Source organism: Acidovorax sp. GW460-11-11-14-LB4 (assembly GCF_059423685.1).
Genome location: NZ_JBWKYJ010000004.1, coordinates 79851 through 103302 on the forward strand (window position 1 = coordinate 79851; position 23452 = coordinate 103302).

At 65.8% G+C, this 23452-nt stretch carries 22 protein-coding genes and 1 riboswitch; of the genes, 4 read left to right on the forward strand and 18 right to left on the reverse strand.

Going from position 1 to position 23452, the window contains the following annotated elements; genetic code table 11:
- The first annotated feature begins 13 nt into the window (after positions 1–13).
- Positions 14–1027, forward strand: coding sequence for an asparaginase (locus AC07X4_RS03455; RefSeq protein ID WP_494739239.1), 1014 nt, complete (start codon positions 14–16; stop codon positions 1025–1027).
- Between the two features lie 97 nt (positions 1028–1124).
- Here the strand turns inward: AC07X4_RS03455 and AC07X4_RS03460 are convergent, their stop codons facing one another.
- Positions 1125–1742, reverse strand: a complete 618-nt coding sequence (locus AC07X4_RS03460; RefSeq protein WP_494739240.1) for a hypothetical protein — start codon at positions 1740–1742, stop codon at positions 1125–1127.
- A gap of 233 nt (positions 1743–1975) precedes the next feature.
- On the opposite strand from AC07X4_RS03460, the gene AC07X4_RS03465 reads away from it, so the two are divergent.
- Positions 1976–2704: a hypothetical protein gene (locus tag AC07X4_RS03465; RefSeq protein ID WP_494739241.1), complete on the forward strand. Its 729-nt coding sequence runs from the start codon at positions 1976–1978 to the stop codon at positions 2702–2704.
- Between the two features lie 34 nt (positions 2705–2738).
- Here AC07X4_RS03465 and AC07X4_RS03470 read toward each other — a convergent pair whose 3' ends face one another.
- The 5 genes from AC07X4_RS03470 to AC07X4_RS03490 form a co-directional block, all read right to left on the reverse strand.
- Positions 2739–4013, reverse strand: a complete 1275-nt coding sequence (locus AC07X4_RS03470) for an acyl-CoA dehydrogenase family protein (RefSeq protein ID WP_056067410.1) — start codon at positions 4011–4013, stop codon at positions 2739–2741.
- 52 nt (positions 4014–4065) lie between these two features.
- On the reverse strand, positions 4066–5151 hold the full coding sequence (locus tag AC07X4_RS03475; protein WP_494739242.1) for a phosphotransferase: 1086 nt from the start codon (positions 5149–5151) through the stop codon (positions 4066–4068).
- Between the two features lie 44 nt (positions 5152–5195).
- Positions 5196–5915 carry a Crp/Fnr family transcriptional regulator gene (locus AC07X4_RS03480; RefSeq protein WP_015013747.1) on the reverse strand — a complete coding sequence of 240 codons (720 nt, stop codon included), beginning with the start codon at positions 5913–5915 and terminating at the stop codon, positions 5196–5198.
- A gap of 183 nt (positions 5916–6098) precedes the next feature.
- Positions 6099–6878 carry an oxepin-CoA hydrolase, alternative type gene (locus AC07X4_RS03485; RefSeq protein WP_494739243.1) on the reverse strand — a complete coding sequence of 260 codons (780 nt, stop codon included), beginning with the start codon at positions 6876–6878 and terminating at the stop codon, positions 6099–6101.
- 36 nt (positions 6879–6914) lie between these two features.
- Complete coding sequence (locus AC07X4_RS03490; RefSeq protein ID WP_494739244.1) at positions 6915–8438, reverse strand: 3-hydroxyacyl-CoA dehydrogenase; 1524 nt, start codon at positions 8436–8438, stop codon at positions 6915–6917.
- Between the two features lie 166 nt (positions 8439–8604).
- Here AC07X4_RS03490 and AC07X4_RS03495 point away from each other — a divergent pair, with 166 nt between their 5' ends.
- The gene (locus tag AC07X4_RS03495; protein ID WP_494739245.1) at positions 8605–10722 is read left to right on the forward strand and encodes a hypothetical protein; all 2118 of its coding nucleotides are present in this window, start codon (positions 8605–8607) and stop codon (positions 10720–10722) included.
- A 102-nt stretch (positions 10723–10824) separates the two neighbouring features.
- On the opposite strand, the gene AC07X4_RS03500 is transcribed toward AC07X4_RS03495, so the two are convergent.
- From AC07X4_RS03500 to thiO, 4 genes are all read right to left on the reverse strand, one after another.
- Positions 10825–11721 (reverse strand): thiamine phosphate synthase, encoded by an 897-nt coding sequence (locus AC07X4_RS03500; RefSeq protein WP_494739246.1) that lies wholly within the window; start codon positions 11719–11721, stop codon positions 10825–10827.
- Positions 11714–12523, reverse strand: a complete 810-nt coding sequence (locus tag AC07X4_RS03505) for a thiazole synthase (RefSeq protein ID WP_494739247.1) — start codon at positions 12521–12523, stop codon at positions 11714–11716. The genes AC07X4_RS03500 and AC07X4_RS03505 overlap by 8 nt, the downstream gene beginning before the upstream one ends.
- Positions 12524–12601: 78 nt before the next feature.
- Positions 12602–12799 carry a sulfur carrier protein ThiS gene (thiS, locus tag AC07X4_RS03510; protein ID WP_056067422.1) on the reverse strand — a complete coding sequence of 66 codons (198 nt, stop codon included), beginning with the start codon at positions 12797–12799 and terminating at the stop codon, positions 12602–12604.
- Complete coding sequence (gene thiO / locus AC07X4_RS03515; protein WP_494739248.1) at positions 12796–13929, reverse strand: glycine oxidase ThiO; 1134 nt, start codon at positions 13927–13929, stop codon at positions 12796–12798. Before thiO ends, thiS begins: the two co-directional genes overlap by 4 nt.
- A 265-nt stretch (positions 13930–14194) precedes the next feature.
- Between thiO and thiD the strand changes: the two genes are divergently transcribed.
- Positions 14195–15070: a bifunctional hydroxymethylpyrimidine kinase/phosphomethylpyrimidine kinase gene (gene thiD / locus AC07X4_RS03520; RefSeq protein ID WP_494739249.1), complete on the forward strand. Its 876-nt coding sequence runs from the start codon at positions 14195–14197 to the stop codon at positions 15068–15070.
- Between the two features lie 80 nt (positions 15071–15150).
- Here the strand turns inward: thiD and AC07X4_RS03525 are convergent, their stop codons facing one another.
- The 8 genes from AC07X4_RS03525 to AC07X4_RS03560 all read right to left on the reverse strand — a co-directional run bounded on the left by AC07X4_RS03525 (position 15151) and on the right by AC07X4_RS03560 (position 23446).
- The gene (locus AC07X4_RS03525) at positions 15151–16431 is read right to left on the reverse strand and encodes a purine-cytosine permease family protein (protein WP_056067427.1); all 1281 of its coding nucleotides are present in this window, start codon (positions 16429–16431) and stop codon (positions 15151–15153) included.
- A gap of 69 nt (positions 16432–16500) precedes the next feature.
- Positions 16501–16605: riboswitch (TPP riboswitch) on the reverse strand.
- A 69-nt stretch (positions 16606–16674) separates the two neighbouring features.
- On the reverse strand, positions 16675–17760 hold the full coding sequence (locus AC07X4_RS03530) for an NAD(P)/FAD-dependent oxidoreductase (RefSeq protein ID WP_494739250.1): 1086 nt from the start codon (positions 17758–17760) through the stop codon (positions 16675–16677).
- 19 nt (positions 17761–17779) lie between these two features.
- Positions 17780–18109 (reverse strand): ferredoxin FdxA, encoded by a 330-nt coding sequence (gene fdxA / locus AC07X4_RS03535; RefSeq protein WP_008904181.1) that lies wholly within the window; start codon positions 18107–18109, stop codon positions 17780–17782.
- Positions 18110–18223: 114 nt separating this feature from the next.
- Entirely contained in the window at positions 18224–19594 is a 1371-nt protein-coding gene (locus AC07X4_RS03540; protein WP_494739251.1) for a sulfate adenylyltransferase subunit 1, read from the reverse strand.
- On the reverse strand, positions 19594–20547 hold the full coding sequence (gene cysD / locus AC07X4_RS03545) for a sulfate adenylyltransferase subunit CysD (protein ID WP_494739252.1): 954 nt from the start codon (positions 20545–20547) through the stop codon (positions 19594–19596). The genes AC07X4_RS03540 and cysD overlap by 1 nt, the downstream gene beginning before the upstream one ends.
- A gap of 14 nt (positions 20548–20561) precedes the next feature.
- Positions 20562–21185, reverse strand: a complete 624-nt coding sequence (locus AC07X4_RS03550) for a phosphoadenosine phosphosulfate reductase domain-containing protein (RefSeq protein WP_444824493.1) — start codon at positions 21183–21185, stop codon at positions 20562–20564.
- 49 nt (positions 21186–21234) lie between these two features.
- Positions 21235–21624 (reverse strand): DUF934 domain-containing protein, encoded by a 390-nt coding sequence (locus AC07X4_RS03555; protein ID WP_395458275.1) that lies wholly within the window; start codon positions 21622–21624, stop codon positions 21235–21237.
- 37 nt (positions 21625–21661) lie between these two features.
- On the reverse strand, positions 21662–23446 hold the full coding sequence (locus AC07X4_RS03560; RefSeq protein ID WP_056067447.1) for a nitrite/sulfite reductase: 1785 nt from the start codon (positions 23444–23446) through the stop codon (positions 21662–21664).
- Between the last annotated feature and the right edge of the window lie 6 nt (positions 23447–23452).

A 23452-nucleotide genomic window follows, 5' to 3' on the forward strand; every position in this document is an offset into this window, starting at 1 on the left:
GCTGGATATCACCATGGGTTTTGTTCCGCTGATCGAGGTGACCCGGGGCGACCTCGCCGAATGCCAGCACTGGGGCGCCGTGGCGGTGGCCGACCGCCATGGCCGTGTGCTGGCGCAGGTGGGTGACCCGTACACGGTCACGTTCACGCGCTCCACCATCAAGGCATTTCAGGCCCTGCCGTTCATGCAGTCTGGCGGCGCCCAGGCGCTGGGCTGGGGCGCCGGTGAACTAGCCCTGCTGTGCGCCAGCCACAACGGCGAGGCCATGCATGTCGAGCAGGTTGAGCACATGCTGGGCAGTGTGGGGCAGAGCTACCACGCCCTGCGCTGCGGCTGCCACCGGCCGCTGTTTGCCGAGCTGGGGCTGGGTTCGCTGCCAGACGGCTTTGTGCCGGACGAACGCCACAACAACTGCAGCGGCAAACACGCGGGTTTTGTCGCCCATTGTGTGCAGCAGGGCTGGCCGCTCGACAACTACCTGGACCCTGCGCACCCTTTGCAGCGGGCGATTCGTGAGCATGTGGCGCAGGCTGTGGGGCTGGGGCCTGAGCAACTGGTCATGGGCATCGACGGCTGCTCCGCCCCCAACTACGCCATGCCGCTCGCGCACCTGGCCCGGGGCTATGCGCGCCTGGCGGGTGGGGCGCCCGACACGGATCTGGACCAGAGCCTGACCGCACTGGCCGATGCCATGGTGCAACGCCCGGAGCTGGGCTCCGGCACCGGCCGGCACGACCTGGATTTCATGCGGGCAGGGCAGGGAGACTGGGTCTCGAAGACCGGGGCCGACGGGGTGCAGGTGGTGGGCAGCCGCAGCCGTGGCGAGGCCTTTGCCCTCAAGATCATGGACGGCAACATGACGGCGCAGGTGGCGGCTGCGGTGGAGGTGATGGACCAGCTGGGATGGCTGGACGCCACCCAGCAAGAGGCCCTGGCGTCGCGCAGAAACGCGGTCATCCGCAATGCCAAGGGGCTGGTGGTGGGCGGCCGGCGGCCTGTGTTTCGCCTGCAGCGCGCAACGGCTTGAGCCGGGGTGGCGTGTGCGTGGCTACTGCCGGAAGTGCCAGCGCGTGAGCCCAGGCCGTGCTGGGCAAGAATATTGAATCAAATGTGCCGGTAGCGCACTATTTATATGCGCTAGCTGCTTTAAAAAATGTAGCAAAAGGCTCGGTGTCCGGCAGCACGTAGATCACCCCCGGTGCCCTCCCGAACCAAGGCGCGATGAACTGGTCGTAGAACGCGGCAGGTGCGTTCACGCAGCCGTAGCTGATGCGTTTGTCCCGCGCGCCGGGGCTCGCCAGGCGCTGCAGGCGGCGCTCAGCGGCGCTGACGCTGCGCACCCGGTGCAGTGAGACGGCCGCGTCGTAGTCGATCCACACAATGTCGTCACCCTGCAGGTTGCGGCCGGGCTCAGTCACAAAGCGGCCCGCAGGGGTGGTGCGTTCGTGCGGGCGGATGTGGGACAGAGGCTTGGCCCCGATGCCCGGGGCTGAGCGGTCACCCGCAGCGGCCCCCAGCAGCACGGGCGCGCTGCCGAGCCATTGGGCCTGTGCCGAAAACACGTGGATGTGCGCCGCAGGCTTGTCGATCACGGCAAACGGCAAGCCCTGGTGGTCGGCCGTCGCTGCGGACCAGCGCACCAGCTGGCGCACCCGGGCCGATGCATCGTCGGGCAGCGCCAGGGCGGTCCCCGGAGCGGCCAGCGCACCAGCCACGGTGATGAGGGCAAGTCTGCGGTCCATAGAGAAGAGCATGTGGGTTGTTCAGATCGCCAAAAGCGAATGCGGCCGGGGCGCTCCGGCGCGGTGCAGTGCCCATGCGCGTGGGTAGTGGCCGCACCAGCCGTTCGCCGCTTTGCCCTTCCGACATGGTGAACCAGGTCACAGAAGGCGTCCCGCCGGTTTGCCGCAGCGGCCGATGCCCCCAATAATGCCTGCATCCGTGACTTCCGCGAAGCCTTGGGCTTCGAATCGCCATGTTTGACCGTCTTCGCAAAGCGCTGCATCTGCCCGGTGGCCCGAATGCCGCGCGGCCCGTGTCCAACCAGGAGGTGGTGCGTTGGGCGGCCACCCAGCGCTTGGCGGTGGTGCCGCAGGCCGTGGACGGGCATTTTGACCTGGGGGGCGACCTGAATGGCCACCCGTGGCGGCTGGAGTGTGGCAACCCCACGCGTGACTATGTGCGCGGCCTGGAGTTGCGGGGGCGTGCCGACCTGGGGGTGGACCCGGACGCGGCGGTGATGGTGCTTAATCGCCCCTTGCAGGAGTCCCTGGAGGGCAATGCCTACAACGCCATCACCGACACCCTGCAGACCACAGTGAATGCCAGCCTGCCCGAGGAAATGCGCTGGCTGGCCATGTTTGAAGAGGTGACCTGGCCGGGCCTGCCGGCCTCGTTTCGCCAGCACTTTGCGGTGGTGGCGGAGCGCATGGAGACCGCGCAGCGCTGGATCCATGCGCCGGTGGTGTCCAAGTTGCTCAACATCGTGGAAGGTGAGGGCGGGGAGGTACGGGCGCAGTCGCCGCTGCTGTTGATGCTGGTACGCGGCAAGGTGTATCTGCGCATGGAGCACACGCAGCGCAGCCTGACGGAGATCGCCCAGGCCACGCAGTTGCTGCTGGCGGCTGCCCAAGGGGCATTGCAGAACCTGCCGCCCCCTCCGCCTGCGGGTGTGCCGACGGAAGGCACTGCAGGCCCGCAGTAGGGCCTGCGGGTGTCAGGCTCTACGGAGGTTGGCGTCAGCTGCCGCGGGTGACCGGCACGGCGGCGTCCCGGCCGTAGGTGCCGTACTTGCCCAGCTCCCACTTGGCAATGGCGTTGCGGTGCACTTCGTCCGGGCCGTCGGCAAAGCGCAGGGTGCGCGCACCGGCGTAGGCATAGGCCAGCGGGAAGTCGTCAGACATGCCGCCACCGCCGTGCACCTGCATGGCCCAGTCGATGACCTGGCAGGCCATGCTGGGGGCCACCACCTTGATCATGGCGATCTCGGTCTTGGCGACCTTGTTGCCAGCCACGTCCATCAGCCAGGCAGCCTTCAGTGTGAGCAGGCGGGCCATGTCGATCTTGCAGCGGGCCTCGGCAATGCGCTCCTGTGTCACGGTCTGCTGGGCCACAGTCTTGCCAAAGGCCACGCGTGACGATGCGCGCTTGCACATCAGCTCCAGCGCACGTTCGGCCAGGCCAATGAGGCGCATGCAGTGGTGAATGCGTCCAGGGCCCAGGCGGCCTTGGGCGATCTCGAAGCCACGGCCTTCGCCCAGCAGGATGTTGGAGACGGGCACACGCACGTTCTCGAAGGTCATCTCGACGTGGCCGTGCGGTGCGTCGTCGTAGCCCAGAACATTCAGCGGACGGATGATCTTGATGCCAGGGGCGTCGGCGGGCACCAGCACCATGCTCTGCTGCGAATGGCGCGGGGCTTCGGGGTCGGTCTTGCCCATGGTGATGAACACGGCGCAGCGCGGGTCGGCGGCACCAGAGATCCACCACTTGCGGCCGTTGATCACGTACTCATCGCCCTGGCGCTCGATGCGGGTCTCGATGTTGGTGGCGTCGCTCGATGCCACATCGGGCTCGGTCATGGCGAAGGCCGAGCGGATCTTGCCTTCGAGCAGGGGCTTGAGCCAGCGGGCCTTGTTGGCTTCGTCGCCATAGCGGGCAATGGTTTCCATGTTGCCGGTGTCGGGCGCGGAGCAGTTGAACACCTCGCTGGCCCACGGCACGCGGCCCATGATTTCGGCCAGCGGTGCGTATTCCTGGTTGGTCAGGCCGGCACCTGCATAGCCGGATGCTGCGGCGCTGTCGACCGGCAGGAACAGGTTCCACAACCCGGCGGCCTGGGCCTTGGGCTTGAGGTTCTCGATGGTGTTCAGCGCGCTCCAGCGCTTGCCTGCGACGGTGTTGGCGGCCAACTCATCCTTGTAGGCAGACTCGTTCGGATAGATGTGGTCATCCATGAACTGGAGCAGCTTGGCCTGCAGTTCCTTGGTTTTGGGCGAGTAGTCAAAGTCCATGGGTTTCTTCTCCGTTGGTAATCGTGGGCGGCGCTGGTGTTGCGTCGTGTGTTCAGCCGCGTTGCGCGAAGGACCAGGCCAGCTGGGCCATGGGTCGTGCGGTGTCGCCCGAGGCCTTGGCCTGGGCGCTGGAGGCCGTGCCAGCCTCTACCCGCTTGGCAATGCCCTGCAAAATGGCGGCGATGCGGAACATGTTGTAGGCGAGGTAGAAGTTCCAGTCGGCACGCAGCGCATCGGGGGTGGTGATGCCGGTGCGCTCGCAGTACAGGCGGATGTAGGTGTCTTCGTCGGGAATGCCCAGCGCGCCCAGGTCCAACCCCGCAATGCCACGCCCCAGCGAGGCAGGAATGTGCCAGCTCATGCAGTGGTAGCTGAAGTCCGCCAGCGGATGGCCCAGTGTGGACAGCTCCCAGTCGAGCACGGCGATCACGCGGGGCTCGGTGGGATGGAACATCAGGTTGTCCAGGCGGTAGTCGCCGTGCACGATGGACACATGGCCCTCGTCGCGTGCGCTGGCGGGCATGTTGGCGGGCAACCATTCCATGAGGCGGTCCATCTCTTCGATGGGCTGCGTGATGGAGGCCACGTATTGCTTGCTCCAGCGGCCGATCTGGCGGTCAAAGTAGTTGCCGGGCTTGCCGTAGTTGGCCAGGCCTCGGTCTGCAAATTTCACCGTGTGCAGCGCTGCGATCACCCGGTTCATCTCGTTGTAGATGTCACCGCGTTCAGCTGGCGTCATGCCGGGCAGGGACTGGTCCCACAGCACGCGGCCCTGCATGCACTCCATCACGTAGAAGGCGCGCCCAATCACCGATTCGTCCTCGCACAGCACAAACATGCGCGGCACGGGCACATCGGTGCCGTGCAGGCCGCTCATCACCGCAAACTCGCGCTCGATGGCGTGGGCCGACGGCAGCAGTTTGGCCACGGGCCCGGGCTTGGCGCGCATCACGTAGCTGGCGCCGGGGGTGATGAGCTTATAGGTGGGGTTGGACTGCCCGCCCTTGAACATCTCCACCGTCAGCGGGCCCGCAAAGCCCTCCATGTTCCTGGAGAGCCATGCGGTCAGTGCTTCGATTTCAAAGGCGTGCTGATCGGAAACAGGGCGGGTGCCGACGAAATGGTCAAAGTTGCTCATGGAGGCGGATGAAGGTTCTGGCTGTCAGTGATGGGGTAAGTGAGTCAGTTGTCGGCTTCAGCGATGCGCATCAGGGCTTCGCGGTCCCGCACCACCAGGCCGCCCGGCTCGATGCGGATGGCGTCTTCGCGTTCCATGGCCTTGAGTTCCTGGTTCACGCGTTGGCGCGACGCACCCAGCAGTTGTGCCAATTCTTCCTGCGCCAATTGCAGACTGATCCGCATTTCGCTGCCGTCCGACAGGCTGGGCACGCCGTAGCTGCGCACCAGGTGCACCAGCTGCTTGGCCAGGCGCGATCGCAGGGGCAGCGTGTTGAGGTCTTCCACCAGCCCGAACAGCTGGCGAATGCGCCGCGCATGCAGGCGCAGCATCGCTTCGTACAGCTCGGTGTGCACGGCCAGGATCTTGCGAAAATCGGCCTTGGCCACACACAGGATCGTGGTGTCGCCGTGCGCGTAGGCGTCGTGCGTGCGCCGGTCTCCATCGAAGATCGCCACGTCGCCGAACCAGATGCCCGGCTCCACATAGGTCAGCGTGATCTGCTTTCCCGAGATGGATGTGGAGCTCACCCGCACTGCACCGCGCGCGCAGGCAATCCACTCCTCGGGCGGGTCGCCGCGTGCGGCGATGAGGCCGCCGTCCTTGAAGCGTTTGACGTATGCACATCGCAGGATGTCGTGGCGTAGCGAAGGTGAGAGTGATGAAAACCAGCGACCGGAGTTGATCGCTTCACGTTCTTCGATAGTAAGAATCGGGTCGTCCATGGCCTGTCTTTTGGGTGACTAGAAACAGGCCCATTGTCGCGTCAGGGACCTGCGCAATGCGTCAGGGTTGTCACCTGCGTGTCTGCCCCGTAGGCCAAAAGAAAACCCCCGGCGCTGGGTGGCAGCGTACGGGGGTTGATGGGTCTGCGACGGTGGATGCGTCGAGGCGTTTGTGGTGCAGCGCTACTCGTAGCGTGGCACGCGCTTTTCCAGAAATGCTGAGATGCCTGCGCCGCCATTGGCGTGGTGCAGGTTCTTCACGAAGTGGTCGCGCTCATGGCCCAGGTGGTGTGTGAGCTGGGCATGGGGAGCCTCGTTCAGCAGCTCCTTAATGCTGGCCAGTGCATTGGGTGCACGGGCATTGAGCTGCTCAGCCAGCGCCAGGGCGGTGTCGAGTGCATTGCCTGCTTCGGCAAGGCGGTTGACCAGGCCCAATGAGTGCAGGCGTTCTGCGCCGATGCGGTCCCCGCACATGAGGATCTCGGTGGCAATCTGGCGGGGCAGCGCGTGGGCCAGGCTCCAGCTGGCGCCGCCATCGGGCGACAGGGCCACGTTGCTGTAGGCCATCACAAACACGGCATTGCGGGCCGCCACGATGAAGTCGCAGGCCAGTGCCAGCGAAAACCCTGCACCGGCTGCGGCGCCCTCCACGGCGGCGATCACCGGCTTGGGGTAGGTGCGGATGGTCTCGATCCAGTTGTGCAGGCCTTCAATGCTTTGTGCCTGCACCTGCGGCGCTTCCTGGCGGTTGGCCAGCAGGCGCTGCAGATTGCCGCCCGAGCAGAACATGCCATCGGCGCCCGTGATGACCACGCTGCGGATGTCGGGGCTGCTTTCGGCCACGCCCAGCGCTTCCACACCCGCGGCATACATCACCGGGTCGATGGCATTGCGCCGCTCGGGGTTGCGAAGGGTCAGGATCAGGGTTTGGCCCTGGCTGGTGCTCTGGAGTTCTGCGGGCATGGTGGTCTTCAGTGAGGCGGCCGTGGTGCTTGGCAATCAGTCTTCTTCGACATGGCTCAGGCTCAGGCCAATCGCACCCCTTCGGCGCAGCCATGGGCTGGGGCGGTAGCGCGTGTCGCCATACACGGTCTGCATGTTGAACAACACTTCCAGGATGTTGGTGGGGCCCCAGCGGTCGCCCATGGCCAGGGGGCCCAGCGGGTAGCCCAGGCCCAGGGTCACGGCGGTCTCAAGATCCTTGGGGGTGCAAATGCCTTGCTGACAGATGTCGCTGGCGATGTTGACGATGGTGGCCACCACGCGCTGCGTGACGAAACCACCGCTGTCACGGATCACACTGACAGCCTTGCCGTCGCGCGCAAACAGCGCATGTGCAGCGTTGCGGATGTCCACGCGCGTGGCGGGGTTGGTGGCCAGCACGCGGCGCTTGGTCGCGGCGTCATCGATGAGCATGTCGATGCCGATGGTGCGGGCTGGGTCCAGCCGCTCCACCACGGCGACGGTGGTCACGTCAAAGCCAAGCGGGGCAACCAGCGTGATGGCCTGGGGGGAGGGGGATTGGCCGGTCTCGATGGTGGCCCCCAGGTCCTTGAGCAATTGGTACAGCTCGGCCCGGCGTGCAGCGCGCGGGGACACCCACACGGGCGGAATGTCGTTGACCACGGGGGCAGGCGCCTCGGCAGGCACCTGCGCTGTGCCCTCCACGTAGCGATAGAAGCCTTCGCCCACCTTCTTGCCCACCACGCCCCCCGCCAGACGCTGCGCGGTGATCACGCTGGGGCGGAAACGGGGTTCGTCGTAGTACTGGCGGTAGATGGACTCCATGACCGGGTGCGACACGTCCAGCGCCGTCAGGTCCATCAACTCGAAGGGCCCCAGCTTGAAGCCGACCTGGTCGCGCAGGATGCGGTCGATGGTGGCGAAATCGGCCACACCTTCGCCCACGATGCGCAGGGCCTCCGTGCCGAAGCCGCGCCCCGCGTGGTTCACGATGAAGCCAGGGGTGTCCTGCGCCTGTACAGGGGTATGGCCCATTTCCTTGGCATACGCGGCCAGCGCAGTGCAGATCGCTGGATCTGTCTTGAGGCCCGCGATCACCTCCACCACCTTCATCAAAGGGACGGGGTTGAAGAAGTGGAACCCAGCCAGGCGTTCGGGGCGCTTGAGGGCTGCGCCAATGGCCGTCACGGACAGAGAGGACGTGTTGGTGGCCAGCACCGCATCGGCGCGCACCACCCCTTCCAGTTCGACGAAGAGGGCCTGTTTGGCATCCAGCCGCTCCACGATGGCTTCCACCACCAGATCGCAGGCCGCCAGGTCTGCCGCCGTTTTGACGGGGTGCAGCCGCGCGGTCAGCGCTGTGGCTTGGTCCGCTTCGATCCGGCCCTTGGCGACCAGCTTGTTCCATTGCTCCTGCAGGGCAGCCCGTGCGGCGTCGGCGGCTCCGGGGTTGGCGTCCAGCAGAAAAACCTGACTGCCAGCCTGGGCAGCAATTTGTGCGATGCCTCGGCCCATGGCACCGGTACCCACGATGGCGATGTTGGGAAACTGAATTTTCATAGCGGCATTATGGCTCTGGCCTTATCTGGGTCTTATGTGCAAGAATCCTCCGGACCGAAAAACAGAAATGATTGTGAAAATCCGTAACACCGTTTTTGGACCAGGATTGTGGGCGCTTGCAGCCGGTGCTTCGGCGCTGTCCCTGGGCAATGGTAGTGGTACGGTCGTGTTGGGCGCCCCGGTCGATCTCTCGTTCGAGTTGCAGCCCGACCCGGGCACGGATGTCGCATCGTCCTGCGTCACGGCCAAGCTGGTGGCAGGCGACAACGCCATCAGTGACAACAAGGTGCGCGTGGTCCCATTGCCCGAGGTGCGTGGGCGTCCTTCAGGGGTCCGCGTGCTGGCCTCGGTATCGCTGGATGAACCGGTTCTCACCGTGACCCTGACCGCAGGGTGCAACGGAAAAACCACGCGCAGCTACACCTTCCTCTCGGATTTGCCGACCACCGTCACCCGGTCCGCCTCTGCATCCCCGGTGGACTTGGCGCGGCTTCCTGCAGCAACCCCCAGCGCAGCTTCAGAGTCACAGCGTTTGCCTTCACAGGGCAGTGGCAGTGCATCTGCGGCTGCGGCCGGTGCTATGCAGGCCACCAGGCCGCGTGACAAGGCGCCTGCACTGGCAAGGGCCTCGGGCTCGCCCTCCGCTGAGAGCCGCGCTCCCGGCTCTCCAGCTGCCGCACGGCCTTCCGCGCGTGTGGGCACGGCAACACCTGGCAAGTCGGTGGTGGCCGCTGCACCTGCAGCGCGCTCGCGTTTGGTGGTTGAGCCCCTGGATACCTGGTTGGACAGTCCTGTGGCGTTGCGCTCTACCGCGCAGCTACCCACGGCACCTTCTGAAGAGATGTCGGCCCTGCGCACCCAGGCCGCCGCGTTGTGGAGGTCGTTGAACGCGCAGCCGGAAGAATTGCAAAAAGACGGCGAACGGTTGAAGGCGCTGGAATCAGACACCGCCGCATTGCGAGCACAGGCCGCCAAGGACCGTGCAGCCGCTGGTCAGTTGCAGCAGCAGCTGGAGGCGATGGAGCAGGAGCGTTTTCCTGCGACGGTGGTATATGCTTTGGGCGGTCTGCTGGCCTTGGCCTTGGCGGGGGTGGCATGGATGTGGTCGCGGATGCGCAGCGCCTCTGACAAGGCAGTGCGTTCGTGGCGCGATTCTGTGGCTTTGGGCGCACGTGGCGATGCAGCATCGGCGCATGAAGAAGCGGTCAGTCTTACCCCCCATCCCGGTGACACCTGGCTGCCGTCGGAAACCCAGCCTCATGCCGTCGCGGCGAACCCAGAGTCCGGTGCCATGCCCCTGCGCAAGGCAGCCCCTGCGGCCGTGGAACCACGCTTCGTAGCGACCAGCCCGGCGGCGAGTGCTCCCGCTCCCTTGCAGGCGAAGTCGGTTTCCGCGCCGGCCGCCGCCTCGGTAGCGCCCCACATCGTCAACCCTGAAGAGCTGTTTGACATCCAGCAGCAGGCTGAATTTTTTGTTTCGGTGGGCGAGCACCAGCAGGCCATCGAGGTGCTGAAGAATCACATTGCCGAGCACCGCCAGACCTCTCCGTTGGCCTACCTGGAGCTATTGCGGCTGTATCACACGCTCAGCCGTGTGGATGAGTTTGCGCAGCTGCGAACGCAGTTCATGCAGTCCTTCAACGCGCAAGTGCCGGAGTTTGCGGGCTTTCACCGCACGGGCCGCATGCTGTACCACTACACCGACGCACTCGCCGAGATCGAGGCCGAGTGGACAACGCCTGCGGTGCTGGGCTTGCTGGAGAAATTCCTGTTCCGCCGCACGGGCGCTGAAGCGGTGGAGCCGTTTGATCTGGCGGCCTATGACGATCTTTTGCTGCTGCTGGCGATTGCACAGACCACGCCCGCCAGTGCGCGCGGTGCAGCGCCCCCGCGCAAGCGGACGACGCCCCTGGCACCGCCCCGGTCCGAGACCCTGGTGGCACCTGCAGCTCCGGAACCGGTGGCGCTGCACGACGACCAGCCGCTTGATTCACTGGCAGCCAGCCTCGAGTTCGAGTTTGCGATGAAGGCCCAGCAGGAGCCCGAGCCCGTGCGCTCTGCAGCCACTCCCTCCAGGCCTGCAGCAGCATTAGGCGAGGATTCGCGGGGCATTCCGCTTGACCTGGATCTGTCGGACCCACCCCACCTCACGCTGAGCGATCTGCCCCCGGTGCCCGTGACGGCGCCGCCGCCAGCGGGCCAGCCGGTCGGCTTTGGCATGGAGAACGATCTCATGGAGCTCCGCCTTGAGCTGGAGCAGATGAAGAAGCCCGACAACAAGTAGCGAGCAGGCGACCAATCGGCCACCCGGCGACTATCCAGGGGGCGCTGCGACGGTCGTGAGGGATGCGCGATAACCGCCGTGGCCGCTATCGCCACCGAGCCGTCACCGCATCAGCGCCATCAGCTCTGCGGCCGATGCTTCAGGGTCCGGTGCATTGACCAAGGCACGCACCACGGCCACGGAACCCACGCCAGTGGCCAGTACCCTGGGGAACTGCTCGGCGCTGATCCCACCAATCGCCACCTGCGGGTAGTGCCGCATCAGCCGCGCATACACGCCCAGCCTGCCCACGCCCTGGGGAGCGGTGGCCATTTTTTTCAGGGTCGTGGGGAACACTGCACCCATCGCGATATAGCTGGGCCCCACGGCGTCGGCACGCACCATTTCGGCATATCCATGGGTGCTCACGCCCAGACGCAGGCCCGAGCGATGAAGCGTTTGCAGTTGCTCTGCGGTGAGTGCGTCCAAGTCTTCCTGGCCCAGATGAATGCCGTAGGCGCCAGCTTCGATGGCGTCCCGCCAGTGGTCGTTGACGAACAACAGCGCGCCTGTGCCTTGCACCGCCTGGACGGCGGCCTGAACTTCGGTCCGGATGGCCTGGGCGTCGTCCGACTTGAAGCGCAATTGCACCGTGGGCACCCCGGCACGTGCCATGCGGCCCACCCACTGGGCGTCGGGCAGTACGGCATACAAGCCCAGGTGCTCCGGGCACGCGGCGAACTGCTGGGCGCGCGGAAGGCGCTGCAGGCCAAAGTCTTGGGGCTCGTTGGGCCACTGCTCGGGCTGTGCGCTGCCGGTGCGCAGCGCGCGCGCCTGCCAGGCACGGGCCAGGCATTCGGCGTCGTGGGCGATGAAACCCAGCTGGCTGCAGGCCTGTAGCGCGGCGAGATAGACAGGGTCTTGCAACGTGGGGGCTGGCACGGGCTCGGGCGCAAACCCCGCAAAGGTGGCCGCGTGGTGGCTCAGGATGGCGTTCGCCAGAGCGGTGGTGTCATGCATGGGCGTGGTGCCAGAAAGGGGTGCCCAGCACGGGGGTGCTGGGCTGGGCGGCTTCTTGTGCGGCCATGGCACCGGCCAGGCGGGCGGCGCGCCCGGCGCTGACGGCATCGGCAAATGCGCCGGCCATGGCCACCGGGTCTTGGGCCAGGGCCACGGCGGTGTTCAGCAGCACGCCGTCATAGCCCCACTCCATGACCTGGCAGGCGTGCGAGGGCAGGCCCAGCCCGGCATCGACCAGCATGGGCACGTTCAGGCGCTCGCGCAGTGTCTGCAGCGCGTAGGGGTTGACCGGACCGCGCCCGGTGCCGATGGGGGCGGCCCAGGGCATCACGGCCTGGCAGCCCACATCGACCAGGCGCTGGCACAGTACCAGGTCTTCGGTGCAGTAGGGCAGCACCTGAAAGCCATCCTTGATGAGGTGCTCGGCCACGCCCACCAGGTTCAGCGTGTCGGGCTGCAGGGTGTAGTCGTCGCCGATCAGCTCCAGCTTGATCCACGGGGTGTTGAATACCTCACGCGCCATCTGCGCGGTGGTGATGGCCTCTTGCGCACTGTGGCAACCGGCGGTGTTGGGCAGCACGGGCACGTTGAGCTTGCGCAGCAGCTCCCAGAAGCTGCTGCCGCTTTCGGCCGGGTTGCTGCCCTGGCGGCGCAGTGAGGCAGTGACCATGGCGGGCCGGGCGCGTTGCACAGCGGCTTCGAGCACGGCGGGCGAGGGGTAGCGCGAGGTGCCTAGCAGCAGGCGGCTGGCGAACGTCTGGCCGTACAGCACCAGCGGGTCTTGGGGCGTCGGAGTGGTCATTGGATTACTATGGTTTTGATAGCTGCTGGCGCATAATTTGTATGCGCTTGCAGCCGTTTTCATTGAGTTTCTGCTACCTCAGCCCCCGGTGACCGGCGAGATGATCTCCACGCGGTCGCCAGGCTGCAGTGCATGGGCGGCGTAGCGGGTGTTGGGTACAAAGGTGGTGTTCACGGCCACTGCAAACGGGGGGCGCGCTTCGATGGCGGCCACAGCATCGGCCACGGTGGCACCTTCGGGCAGTTCGTGCGGGATTTGGTTGATCGAGATGTTCATGCAAATGCGGGGGCTGCAACGCCGGTCGGGGCGGGTGCGGCTGGCTCCAGTTCCAGCCGGAGGTCAAAACGTTCGGACAGGGTCGATTGTCCCGTGTTCAGCACCTCCAGGGTCACATCCAGCATGGCGGGCGAGATCATGAAGCCGTGGCGGTACAGACCGTTGATCTCCAGCACGCCCGGGCGGGTCTGGCGGATGGCGGGCAGGTTGTCGGGCAGCGTGGGGCGGCACTGCGTGGCCAGCTCGAGGATGCGGCCCTCGCCAAAGCCGGGGTGCACCGCATAGGCGGCGCTCAGCAGTTCCAGGGTGGAGCGAACACTGGCCGGGGAGCGGTCGTCGGACTCGATCTCGGTCGCGCCAATGACAAACAGATGGTCTTCCTTGGGCGCAATGTAGATGGGGTAGCGCGGGTGCACCAGCCGGGTGGGGCGCTGCAGCGTGACGTCGGGCGCATGGATGCGCGCCACTTCGCCACGCACGCCGCGCAAGGCACTCCACTGGCCCTTGGCGCCCAGGCCCCGGCAGTCCAGCACCCGGTCAGGCTGGCCGGGTGCGCCGGGCGTAAAGGCTTCGGGCGACTGGGGCGTGTGCCAGTGCATGCGCACTCCCAGGCGCTCCATTTCCACCACCAGGGCGGCCAGCAACTGGCGGTTGTCTAGCTGGCCTTCGCCGGGCAGGTACAGGCCCTGGTTGAAGCGGTGCGCAAGGGCGGGCTCCACCTGTTCCAGGGCGCCACTGTCGAGCTTTTGCAGGGCGGGCAGCTCGGGCAGGCTGCGCTGGTTGTTTTCGAGCTGGCGGGTGAAACGCTGGGCTTCGGCAGCGTCCTGGCGGTGCCACACGATCAACGTGCCGGCCTGCTGAAAAAACACAGGCGCTGACAAGGTTGCCAGCAACTCGGGCCAGCGCGTCAACGCGTGGTGGCCCATGCGCACCACGCCGGGTTCGGTGATCGCAGACTCTGCCAGCGGGGCCAGCATGGCCGCAGCCACGGTGGCGGCAGAGTTTTCGGCGGCGGGGCTGCCCGCGTCGTAGATGTCTACACGGTGCCCCAGACGCGCAAGCTCCACAGCCAGCAGACGGCCCATGAGCCCTGCGCCCAGGATGGCAAAGGAAGAAGGTGGAAGTGACATAGCTCCGTCAGTGTGTCCATGTAGTGGCAAGCAGCCATGGACAAAACGGGGTCACCGCTGATGGAAACTCCCCACGCCAGCATGACCTGGATCGGGTAGCGGGGCTGCTGCGTGTGCCGCAGTGCACAGAGTTCTGTGCGGGCCCCAGGGTATTTCTCAGTCGCGCACCATGCGGTGGGACACCCCTGTTTCGTCCGGAAAATGAATTACAGCACATCCCCTAAGCGCCCCGTTTTGACGTGGCGCATAGGCCATAATTTTTGCCATGATTTCACCGACGATCTCCTTGCCCTCCACGGGCCACCGCTACGCACGCGTGCTCTCCATTGCCGGGTCTGACAGCGGCGGCGGCGCGGGCATCCAGGCCGATCTCAAAACCTTCAGTGCCTTGGGCTGCTATGGCATGACAGCCATCACCGCCATCACGGCCCAGAACACCTGTGGGGTGACAGGCATCCATGGCATTCCGCCCGAGATGCTCAAGGCCCAGATCGATGCGGTGGTGCAGGACATTGGCGTGGACGCCGTCAAGATCGGCATGCTGCACTCACCGGGCGTGGTACACGTGGTGGCAGAAGCCATTCGGACCTATCAGCTGCCGCACGTGGTGCTGGACCCGGTGATGGTGGCCACCAGTGGCGATCGGCTGATTGCCCAGGAGACGGTGGCCGTGCTGGTCCAGGAGCTGTTTCCGCTGGCCGAAGTGGTCACGCCCAACCTGGACGAGGCCGGATGGCTGCTGGGGCGCAGCATCGAGGGCGTGGAGGCGCTGGAGCTGGCCGCGCAAGACCTGCTGCGACTGGGCGCCCGCGCCGCGCTGCTCAAAGGCGGGCACCTTCCGGGCGACTGGGTGGTGGATGTGTTGGCCGTGCAAGGCGGGGAACACGCACAAGGTCAGGGCCACCGGTTGCAGTCACAGCGCATTGCCACCCACAACGGGCATGGCACCGGGTGCACCCTGTCGTCAGCGATTGCCGCGCAGCTGGCACTGGGCCAGCCGCTGCAGCAGGCCGTGGAGCAGGCACGGGCCTACATTCTGGGGGCCATTGCTGCCGGGGCGGATGTCACCACCGGCCACGGCCATGGCCCGCTCAACCACGGCTACGCGCCCGTGGCGCAGCGGGTGTTTCAGGCACTGTAGAGCGATTTTTGGGTGTTTTGAGGCTCAAGCGCTAGTCAATCATGCGCTGAGCGCTCATCTTTTGATAGTGACTGATTGGTTCAGTGTGCCTTGGGCCTCGTGGCCCAGGCGAGCACAAAGCTGAACACCAGTGCGGGCAGTGCAGAGCCCGCGTCAGGCAGTACCTTGGGTGCCAGGTGGTACACCGCGATACCCGCCAGCCAGATGGCCACGGGCGCCGCATTCACCTTGCGCGCAGCCGCGAGCAGGGCGGGCGCATCGGTGCCGAAGGCCAGGCGCCCCAGAATCACGCCAAACAGCGGCACAAACACCGAGCTGAGCAGCAGCAGAAATGGCTCCAGGCTGTGCATGGGTAGCACCAGTGCCAGCCCGGTGCACAGCGCGGCCACCAGCAGGCCCCAGGCGCGCACGCCCCAGCGCGGCAGCAGGCTGTGGGCCGACACGGCGCCCGAATAGGCGTCGCCATAGGCGTTGTCCACCTCGTCGATCAGGATCAGTGACAGCGCAATCAGCCCGCCCTGGGCCAGCAGCAGCGCCTGCACCAGGTCCTGGCTGGGCAAGGTCAGCGCCACCAGAACACCGAGGCTGTAGCACCAGATATTGGCCAGCGCATAGCCCAGCCAGGTGCCGCGCAGTGCGGAGCCGCCGTTCTTGCCATGGCGCGCGTAGTCGGCCACCAGCGGCAGCCATGAGATGGGCATGGCGATCACCAGGTCCAGCGCGGGCAGCACGCCCATGCCTCCGTCGCCCTTGCGTGTCCACAGCGCTTCAAAACCTTGGGTTTGCGCCAGCGAGAGGAACTGCCACGACAGCCACAGCAGCGACAACACGACCAGCGGCAGGGCAATGCGCGCAATCAGCTTGCGCACCAGCTGCACCATCGACCCGCTGATCAGTAGCATCACCACGCCGCCCCACAGCAGCGTGGCCAGCACCGGCCAGTGGGCACCAGCCATGGCGCCCGACTGCTGGCCGATGGCCACGGTGGCATCGCGCATCACCACCAGCTCAAACGTACCCCAGCCCACCAGCTGCACGATGTTCAGGATGATGGGCAGGCTGGCAAACGTGCGGCCGTACACGGCGTGCATCAGCCCGGCGCTGGCTAGGCCGCTGTCGCAGCCCAGCTTGGCCACCCAGCCCAGCAGGCCCGCGCCCACGATGGAACCGGCGACGATGGCGATGAGTGCCTCTTTGGTACCCAGCGCAGGCATCAGGTAGGCACCCACCTGCATGACCAGCAGGCCCACGCCCAGGCTGAACCAGAGCGAGGCGTGGTCATGCCACTGGAAGACGCGGCGGTCGGGGGAGACGGGGGCCAGCGCTTCGTTGGTGGCGTGCGTGGCAGGCGATGAGGACATGGAATGGCTCCGTAAGCAGATACAGAGCAGGGGCCGCCCACCGGTGCGCCCTGACGTGTTCAGGGCCGTGCCATAGCGGACTTGCTTCCCTGCGCGAGGATGATCTCAATCAGGTTCAAAGGGACTCTCTCAGTCGATTCCGGTGGCCCGGTCTCGACACCCCTAGCGTGGGCACTTCGGTGGAAGTGCGCTGCGGATTGTAGTGGCAGCGGGAACGGGTTCGGGACGCCGTCTTAGGAAGACTCAGGAAGACGAGGCAGAAGCTGCAGAGGTAGCGAGCGCCACGCCCAGCAACTGGTGCAGGCGCAGACTGGTGGTGGTGTATTGCAGCGCCACCTTGTCGCCTTTGAGCACCTCGGCCGCACCAAAGGCCGCCAGCGTGGCTTCGTGGAAGCCGCACAGGATGAGCTTGCGTTTGCCGGGGTAGGTGTTGATGTCGCCCACGGCGTAAATGCCGGGCACGCTGGTGCGGAAGGCTTCCGTGTCCACCACCAGTTGTTTGCGGTCCATGGCCAAACCCCAGTCCGCAATGGGTCCGAGGCGGGGCGAGATGCCCAGCACGGCCACCAGCAGGTCCAGCGCCAGGGCGCGGGTGCTGCCGTCGGCATCCACCACCTGCAGTGCGGTGAGGCGGTCGCCCGCAGTGTCAATACCGGTGATCTGTGCGGCCTCGACGTGGATGCGGCCCGCATCGCGCAATTGCTGCAGGCGTTGCAGCAAGGCTTCAGGCGCCTGGAACACGTCGCGGCGGTGCAGCAGGCTGACGCGTGCGGTCTGGCCTTGCTCGACCAGTTCCACGGCGCGGGCCACGGCGGGCTCGTCGCCGCCGTGCACGACCACGTGGCGCCCGGTCACATCCACAGTCGCGGCCAGATTTTGATAGTGGACCTGGGTGCCCACAAAGCGCTCGATGCCGTCCACCTTGAGCGTGCGCGGCACAAAGGCGCCCACACCTGCGGCAATGAACACGCTGCGGGCCAGCAGTTGCGAACCTTGCGAGGTTTCGACCAGCAGGCGCCCATCGGCCTGCACGGTGAATGCGGACACCAGCGTGTTCAGGTGCCACTGGGTCTTGAACGGCGCAATCTGCTGAAGCAGCAAAGCGGCCAGCTCGCGGCCGGTGCACACCGGGATGCCGGGGATGTCGTAGATGGGTTTGTCGCCGTACAGCTCGACGCACTGGCCGCCCGCATGGGGCAGGGCGTCGATCAGGTGGGCGGTGATGCCTTGCAGGCCCAGCTGGAAGACCTGGAACAGGCCCACGGGACCCGCGCCGATGACGACGGCGTCGGTCTCTACGACGGCGGGCGCTTGCAAAGTCTCAGTCACCAGCGGGGCGCGCGGCGGGTTACTTGATCAGTTCGTTGACCTTGCCCGGCTTGCCGTTCCATTCGTCGGCGTCGGGCAGCGCCGGCTTGCGCTTGGTGATGCTCTTCCAGCCGTCGGCAAAGGCCAGGTCGGCGTTGAGCTTGATGAAGGCGATCTGGTCTGCGGGCAGGTCTTCCTCGGCAAAGATGGCGTTGGCCGGGCACTCGGGGATGCAGACGGCGCAATCGATGCACTCATCGGGATCGATGACGAGCATGTTCGGGCCTTCGCGGAAGCAGTCCACGGGGCACACGTCCACACAATCGGTGTACTTGCACTTGATGCAGTTTTCGGAAACGACGTGGGTCATGACAGGAGTTGTGTGGGTCGGTGAAAACCCTCGATTTTAAAAGCTTTCACCGACCTTTGGTTGCAGGGTCCCTCACCCCGATGGGGTGACTGGGGCTTGGGGCGCTGATCTGGATCAGTTGACGAGCACGGCGCCAGCGGTTTTGTGGCTGGCGGTGTCCACCAGAATCAGCGAGCCCAGCACGCGGGCCTGGCTGAATGCTGCGGCGGGAATCGCCTCCTGCAGCAGCAGGTCCACATGGCCGATGGCATTGGGATCGAGCTGCGTGGCGGCTTCTTCGGCCAGCGTGTTGATGTTGAGCTTGTGCACCACAGCCTTGACCTTGGCCTTGACCCAGCGGTGGCCGTGCAGCGCCCAGTACACGCGGCCTGCGACCAGGGGCTCGTCGTCCATCCAGGCGACGGTAGTGCGCAGCTCGCGGCTGGCGGGCCAGGCCGGGGTGGCGGCGGGCGTGTCGCCAAAGTCGTCATCGGCTGGGGCTGCAGCGGGTGTGGGCGCTGCCAAAATCCAGTCGCCGCGCGATACGTCCACCTCGCGGTCCAGGATGATGCCCGCGCTGGTGCCTGCGGGCACGTCCTTGGGGCGGCGGGCGTGGTCCAGCACCTGGGCCACCGTGGCGAGCTGGCCGCTGGGGAAGATCTGCACCGCCGTGCCGGGCGCAAAACTGCCGGCGGCCACGCGGCCCCAGAACACGCGGCGGCCCTGGCTGGTGTCCGACGAGGACGAGAACTTCTCGACCCACTGCACCGGGAAGGCCGGTGCCAGTGCTGTGTCTGCCGGGGTGTTGGGCAGTTCTTCCAAGACTTGCAAGAGGGTAGGACCGTCATAGCCGCACCAGCCTGCGTGGGCGTCCACCACGTTCCAGCCCTTGAGGGCGGAGACCGGCACCATGGCGCGCACGGTGATGCCTGCCGCCTGGGCAAAGGCCTGCAGTGCGCCTTGAATATGCTTCCAGGCCAGTGCGGGGTCTTCCACCGCGTCCAGCTTGTTCACGGCAAACACCAGCGAGTGCACGCGCAGCAGATGGGCCAGCAGGCTGTGGCGGCGCGTCTGCGGCAGCAATGCGAGGCCAGAGTTCTTCCAGTCGAGCTTGGTCGCATCGACAAGTACCACGGCGGCGTCGGCGCTGGATGCGGCCGTCACCATGTTGCGGGTGTACTGCTCGTGGCCGGGCGCATCGCCGATGATGAACTTGCGCTCTTCCGTGGCGAAGTAGCGGTAGGCCACGTCGATGGTGATGCCTTGCTCGCGCTCGGCGGAAAGGCCGTCGGTCAGCAGGGCCAGGTCGGTCTCACCCTGGCGCTGCACACCGGCCAGGTGGTCTTGCAGCACGGCCTTGCTGTCCACCAACAGGCGGCCGATCAGCGTGCTCTTGCCGTCATCGACGGAGCCGCAAGTGATGAACTTGAGGGCGGAAATATGGTCGTTTTGGCCGGTAGCGCTAGTGTTGTTTGTGCTAGTAGCTATTGAATTGATAGCAGTCATCAGAAATACCCGTCCTTCTTGCGCTTCTCCATCGAAGCATCGGATGTCTTGTCGTCCATGCGCGTGGCGCCACGCTCGCTCACGTCGGCGGCCAGGGTCTCGATGACGATCTCGGCCGGGGTGGCTGCGGTGCTTTCCACGGGGGCGGTGCAGGTGATGTCGCCCACGGTGCGGAAGCGCACATCGCGCGTTTCCACCACATCGCCCTCACGCGGCGGGGTCAGGTCGGTCACGGGCATCAGCAGGCCCTTCTTGTCCACCACCTGGCGCTTGTGTGTGTAGTAGATGCTGGGCAGGCCGATCTGCTCGCGGTCGATGTACTGCCACACGTCCAGCTCGGTCCAGTTGCTGATGGGGAACACGCGGAAGTGTTCGCCGGGCTGCAGGCGGGTATTGAACAGGGTCCACAGCTCGGGGCGCTGGGCCTTGGGCTGCCATTGGCCAAAGCTGTCGCGGTGGCTGAAGATGCGCTCCTTGGCGCGCGCCTTTTCCTCGTCGCGGCGGGCACCGCCGATCAGGGCGTCAAAGCGGAACTCTTCAATCGCTTCGAGCAGCGTGACCGACTGGTGCACGTTGCGCGACTCGCCGGGGTGGGCCAGGCGCACGGTGCCGCGCGCCATCGAATCTTCCACGCTGCGCACGATGAGTTCGGCGCCCAGCTCCTTCGCTCGGAAGTCGCGGAAGTCCGTCACTTCAGGGAAGTTGTGGCCCGTGTCGATCATCAAGAGCGGGTAAGGGATGCGGCCCGCGCCAAAAGCCTTCTCGGCGCACTTGAGCATGACCAGCGAATCCTTGCCACCCGAGAACAGCAGGGCGGGGCGCTCGAAGGCGGCGGCGACTTCGCGCAGGATGAAGATGGTTTCTTCTTCCAGGGCGTCGAGGTGGGAGTTGTTGAGGTGGTAGCTCATGTTGTTGGTTTTCTCAAGCAGCGCTGAGTCGGTGCGGGCGTTCATGGTCGGACCTGGGGTCAGTGGGCAATGTGCAGGCCACACTCACGGTTGTCTTCGCCCTTGGTGGGGTCCACGTAGTCGAAGTTGTTGGGCAGGCCGTGTTTCACGCAGTACTCGTGCAGGTCTTTGGACGACCAGTGCAGCAGCGGAGCCACTTTGATGAGGCCGTCGGGGTTGATGCTCACCGGGTCCATCTGCGCGCGCACGGCGGTGTCAGTGGCGCGCAGCGCAGTGAACCAGACTTGCGGTGCGGTCTCGCGCAGGGCGCGGGCAAAAGGCTCCAGCTTCACCTCTTCGGTGAAGGCGGCGTGGCGTGGGTCGTCCAGCGCGGGCGTAGGGCCGTCCACCGCTTCGCGGTGGGCGCGCGAGCGCAGTGGCAGGTAGATCTTCAGCTTCAACCCCAGCTGCTGGGTCACTTCGTCGGCAAAGCGGTAGGTAGCTTCGGTGTTGTAGCCGTTGTCCATCCAGACCACGGGTACGTCAGGATTCACCTGCGTGACCATGTGCAGGATCACGGCTTCGAAGGGGCGAAAGTTGGTGGTGACGATGCTGGCCTTGCCCAGGCCCAGGGCCCATTCCACCAGGGCGGGTGCGTTGCGGCCCAGGTCGGCGTTGATGCGTGCGAGATCGATTTGGCTCATGGTGAGGGACTCGTTTGTTGGTGCAGCGGGCGCGTGGGCAGTGCGCCTGTCAGGCAGCCTTGGCGGCAAACAGGGGTTGGGGGTTCACTGCGTCGCCCTGGTAGAAGCCAGGGAAGCGTTCAAACTGGCGCTGCGCATCGGCAGCGTCCACGCCCTCGCGCAGCACGGCGCTGGAAAAGCCCGTGCGTTGCATCTGCACCAACTGATCGATCAGCACATCGCCGGTGGCTCGGATCTCACCCGTAAAGCCACGGCGGCGGCGCAGCAAAAAAGCCTGGCTGAATGCGCGGCCATCGGTGAAGTTGGGGAAGTGCAGATCCACACGGTCCACGCCATCGAGCGGCAGGGCCAGCGCATCGGCATCGTTGGGCAAGGCCACGGCGCGGGCGTCGCCATCGGCAGGTGGCTGGTGGTCTTGGGCGGCGATTAGTTTCAACATCATGTCTGTGGGGCTGTGCTGTACGGCGCTGCGGGGCTCAGGCGGCAGCGGTTTCTGGTTCTTTGTGGCGTGCCTGCTTGGCGGCTTCCTTGAACGGGTCGAGGCCAGTGCGGCGCACGGTGTTCTGGAAGGTCTCGCCGCTTTCGCGCAGGTCGCGGTAGGTGCCGAGCACGGCCTCGATCACATCCGGCACTTCGGCCGCCGAGAACGATGGGCCAATCACCTTGCCGGCCACGGCAGCGCCCGACAGGTCAGAGCCGTCGGAGCCGCCCAGCGTGACCTGGTACCACTCCTTGCCGTCTTTATCGACGCCCAGGATGCCGATATGGCCGCTGTGGTGGTGGCCGCAGCTGTTGATGCAGCCGCTGATGTGCAGGTCGATCTCGCCGATGTCATCCAGCTCGTCCAGGTCCTGGTAGCGCTGGGTGATGGCCTCGGCAATCGGCAGCGAGCGGGCGTTGGCCAGCGCGCAGAAGTCGCCGCCGGGGCAGGCGATCATGTCGGTGAGCAGTTGCACGTTGGCGCTGGCCAGGCCCAGGGCCTTGGCCTCTTGCCACAGGTCAAACAGGCGGCTGGCGTGCACCCAAGGCAGCAGCACGTTCTGGTCGTGCGTCACGCGGGCTTCGCCGGCGGAGTATTTGTCCACCAGGTCGGCCAGTGCGATGAGCTGGTCGCTGGTGGCGTCGCCGGGCGATTGGCCGGGGCGCTTGAACGATAGGGTGACCGCGCGCAGCTGGGCGTTTTGGTGGGCGTGCACATTGCGCTTGAGCCAGCGGCCAAACATCACATGCTCTGCCGCCTGTGCGTCCAGCGATGCCTGCAAGGCTGCGGGGGCCACGTCGGCAATGTCGGCCAGCTTGGGTGGCACAAAGCAGGCGGCCACGCGGTCAAATTCAGCTTGCGGGATGGTGTGGGGGCCGCCGTCGATCTCCAAAATCTGGCGGTATTCGGCTTCCACATCGTCGATGTACTGCTGGCCCTCGGACTTCACCAGAATCTTGATGCGGGCCTTGTACTTGTTGTCGCGGCGGCCGTGCTCGTTGTACACGCGCACGATGGCCTCGATGTAATTCATGATCTGGTTCCACGGCAGGAACTCGCGGATCACGGTGCCGATGACTGGCGTGCGGCCCATGCCGCCGCCCACAAACACCTTGAAGCCGATCTCACCTGCATCGTTCTTGACCAGGTGTAGGCCCACGTCGTGCCAGCCGGTGGCCGCACGGTCGTCCTTGGCGCCGGTGATGGCGATCTTGAACTTGCGGGGCAAGAACGCGAACTCGGGGTGCAGCGTGGACCACTGGCGGATCAGCTCCGCATAGGGGCGGGGGTCCACGATCTCGTCCACGGCGATGCCTGCCAGCGCGTCGGTGGTGGTGTTGCGGATGCAGTTGCCGCTGGTCTGGATGCCGTGAAGGTTCACGCTGGCGAGCAGGTCCATCACGTCGGCGCTCTTGGACAGCGGAATCCAGTTGAACTGCACATTGGTGCGGGTGGTGAAGTGGGCGCAGTGCGTGGGCAGGAACGTGGTGCCCAGCTTGCCCTGGCCTTCCATGGCGGCCTTGAAGACGGCGGCTTCGGGCTCGTCGTATTCGCGGGCAATCTGCGCCAGCACGCGCAACTGGCGGCTGGCGATCTCGCCGTAGGGCACTGCCACGCGCAGCATGGGCGCGTAGCGCTGCACATACCAGCCGTTTTGCAGGCGCAAGGGGCGGAAGTCGTCCTCGCTCAGCTTGCCCGTCTGCCAGCGCGTGAGCTGGTCACGGAACTGTGCGGCACGCTGTTTCACGAACTGGGTGTCGAAAGCGGTGTATTGGTACATAGGGGC

What these genes read in the sequence shown, in the direction of transcription:
- AC07X4_RS03455 (WP_494739239.1), top strand. Translation starts at nt 14, where the DNA reads ATGGGTTTTGTTCCGCTGATCGAGGTGACCCGGGGCGACCTCGCCGAA.
- AC07X4_RS03460 (WP_494739240.1), bottom strand. Translation starts at nt 1,742, where the DNA reads ATGGACCGCAGACTTGCCCTCATCACCGTGGCTGGTGCGCTGGCCGCT.
- AC07X4_RS03465 (WP_494739241.1), top strand. Translation starts at nt 1,976, where the DNA reads ATGTTTGACCGTCTTCGCAAAGCGCTGCATCTGCCCGGTGGCCCGAAT.
- AC07X4_RS03470 (WP_056067410.1), bottom strand. Translation starts at nt 4,013, where the DNA reads ATGGACTTTGACTACTCGCCCAAAACCAAGGAACTGCAGGCCAAGCTG.
- AC07X4_RS03475 (WP_494739242.1), bottom strand. Translation starts at nt 5,151, where the DNA reads ATGAGCAACTTTGACCATTTCGTCGGCACCCGCCCTGTTTCCGATCAG.
- AC07X4_RS03480 (WP_015013747.1), bottom strand. Translation starts at nt 5,915, where the DNA reads ATGGACGACCCGATTCTTACTATCGAAGAACGTGAAGCGATCAACTCC.
- AC07X4_RS03485 (WP_494739243.1), bottom strand. Translation starts at nt 6,878, where the DNA reads ATGCCCGCAGAACTCCAGAGCACCAGCCAGGGCCAAACCCTGATCCTG.
- AC07X4_RS03490 (WP_494739244.1), bottom strand. Translation starts at nt 8,438, where the DNA reads ATGAAAATTCAGTTTCCCAACATCGCCATCGTGGGTACCGGTGCCATG.
- AC07X4_RS03500 (WP_494739246.1), bottom strand. Translation starts at nt 11,721, where the DNA reads ATGCATGACACCACCGCTCTGGCGAACGCCATCCTGAGCCACCACGCG.
- AC07X4_RS03505 (WP_494739247.1), bottom strand. Translation starts at nt 12,523, where the DNA reads ATGACCACTCCGACGCCCCAAGACCCGCTGGTGCTGTACGGCCAGACG.
- thiS (WP_056067422.1), bottom strand. Translation starts at nt 12,799, where the DNA reads ATGAACATCTCGATCAACCAAATCCCGCACGAACTGCCCGAAGGTGCC.
- thiO (WP_494739248.1), bottom strand. Translation starts at nt 13,929, where the DNA reads ATGTCACTTCCACCTTCTTCCTTTGCCATCCTGGGCGCAGGGCTCATG.
- thiD (WP_494739249.1), top strand. Translation starts at nt 14,195, where the DNA reads ATGATTTCACCGACGATCTCCTTGCCCTCCACGGGCCACCGCTACGCA.
- AC07X4_RS03525 (WP_056067427.1), bottom strand. Translation starts at nt 16,431, where the DNA reads ATGTCCTCATCGCCTGCCACGCACGCCACCAACGAAGCGCTGGCCCCC.
- fdxA (WP_008904181.1), bottom strand. Translation starts at nt 18,109, where the DNA reads ATGACCCACGTCGTTTCCGAAAACTGCATCAAGTGCAAGTACACCGAT.
- AC07X4_RS03540 (WP_494739251.1), bottom strand. Translation starts at nt 19,594, where the DNA reads ATGACTGCTATCAATTCAATAGCTACTAGCACAAACAACACTAGCGCT.
- cysD (WP_494739252.1), bottom strand. Translation starts at nt 20,547, where the DNA reads ATGAACGCCCGCACCGACTCAGCGCTGCTTGAGAAAACCAACAACATG.
- AC07X4_RS03550 (WP_444824493.1), bottom strand. Translation starts at nt 21,185, where the DNA reads ATGAGCCAAATCGATCTCGCACGCATCAACGCCGACCTGGGCCGCAAC.
- AC07X4_RS03555 (WP_395458275.1), bottom strand. Translation starts at nt 21,624, where the DNA reads ATGTTGAAACTAATCGCCGCCCAAGACCACCAGCCACCTGCCGATGGC.
- AC07X4_RS03560 (WP_056067447.1), bottom strand. Translation starts at nt 23,446, where the DNA reads ATGTACCAATACACCGCTTTCGACACCCAGTTCGTGAAACAGCGTGCC.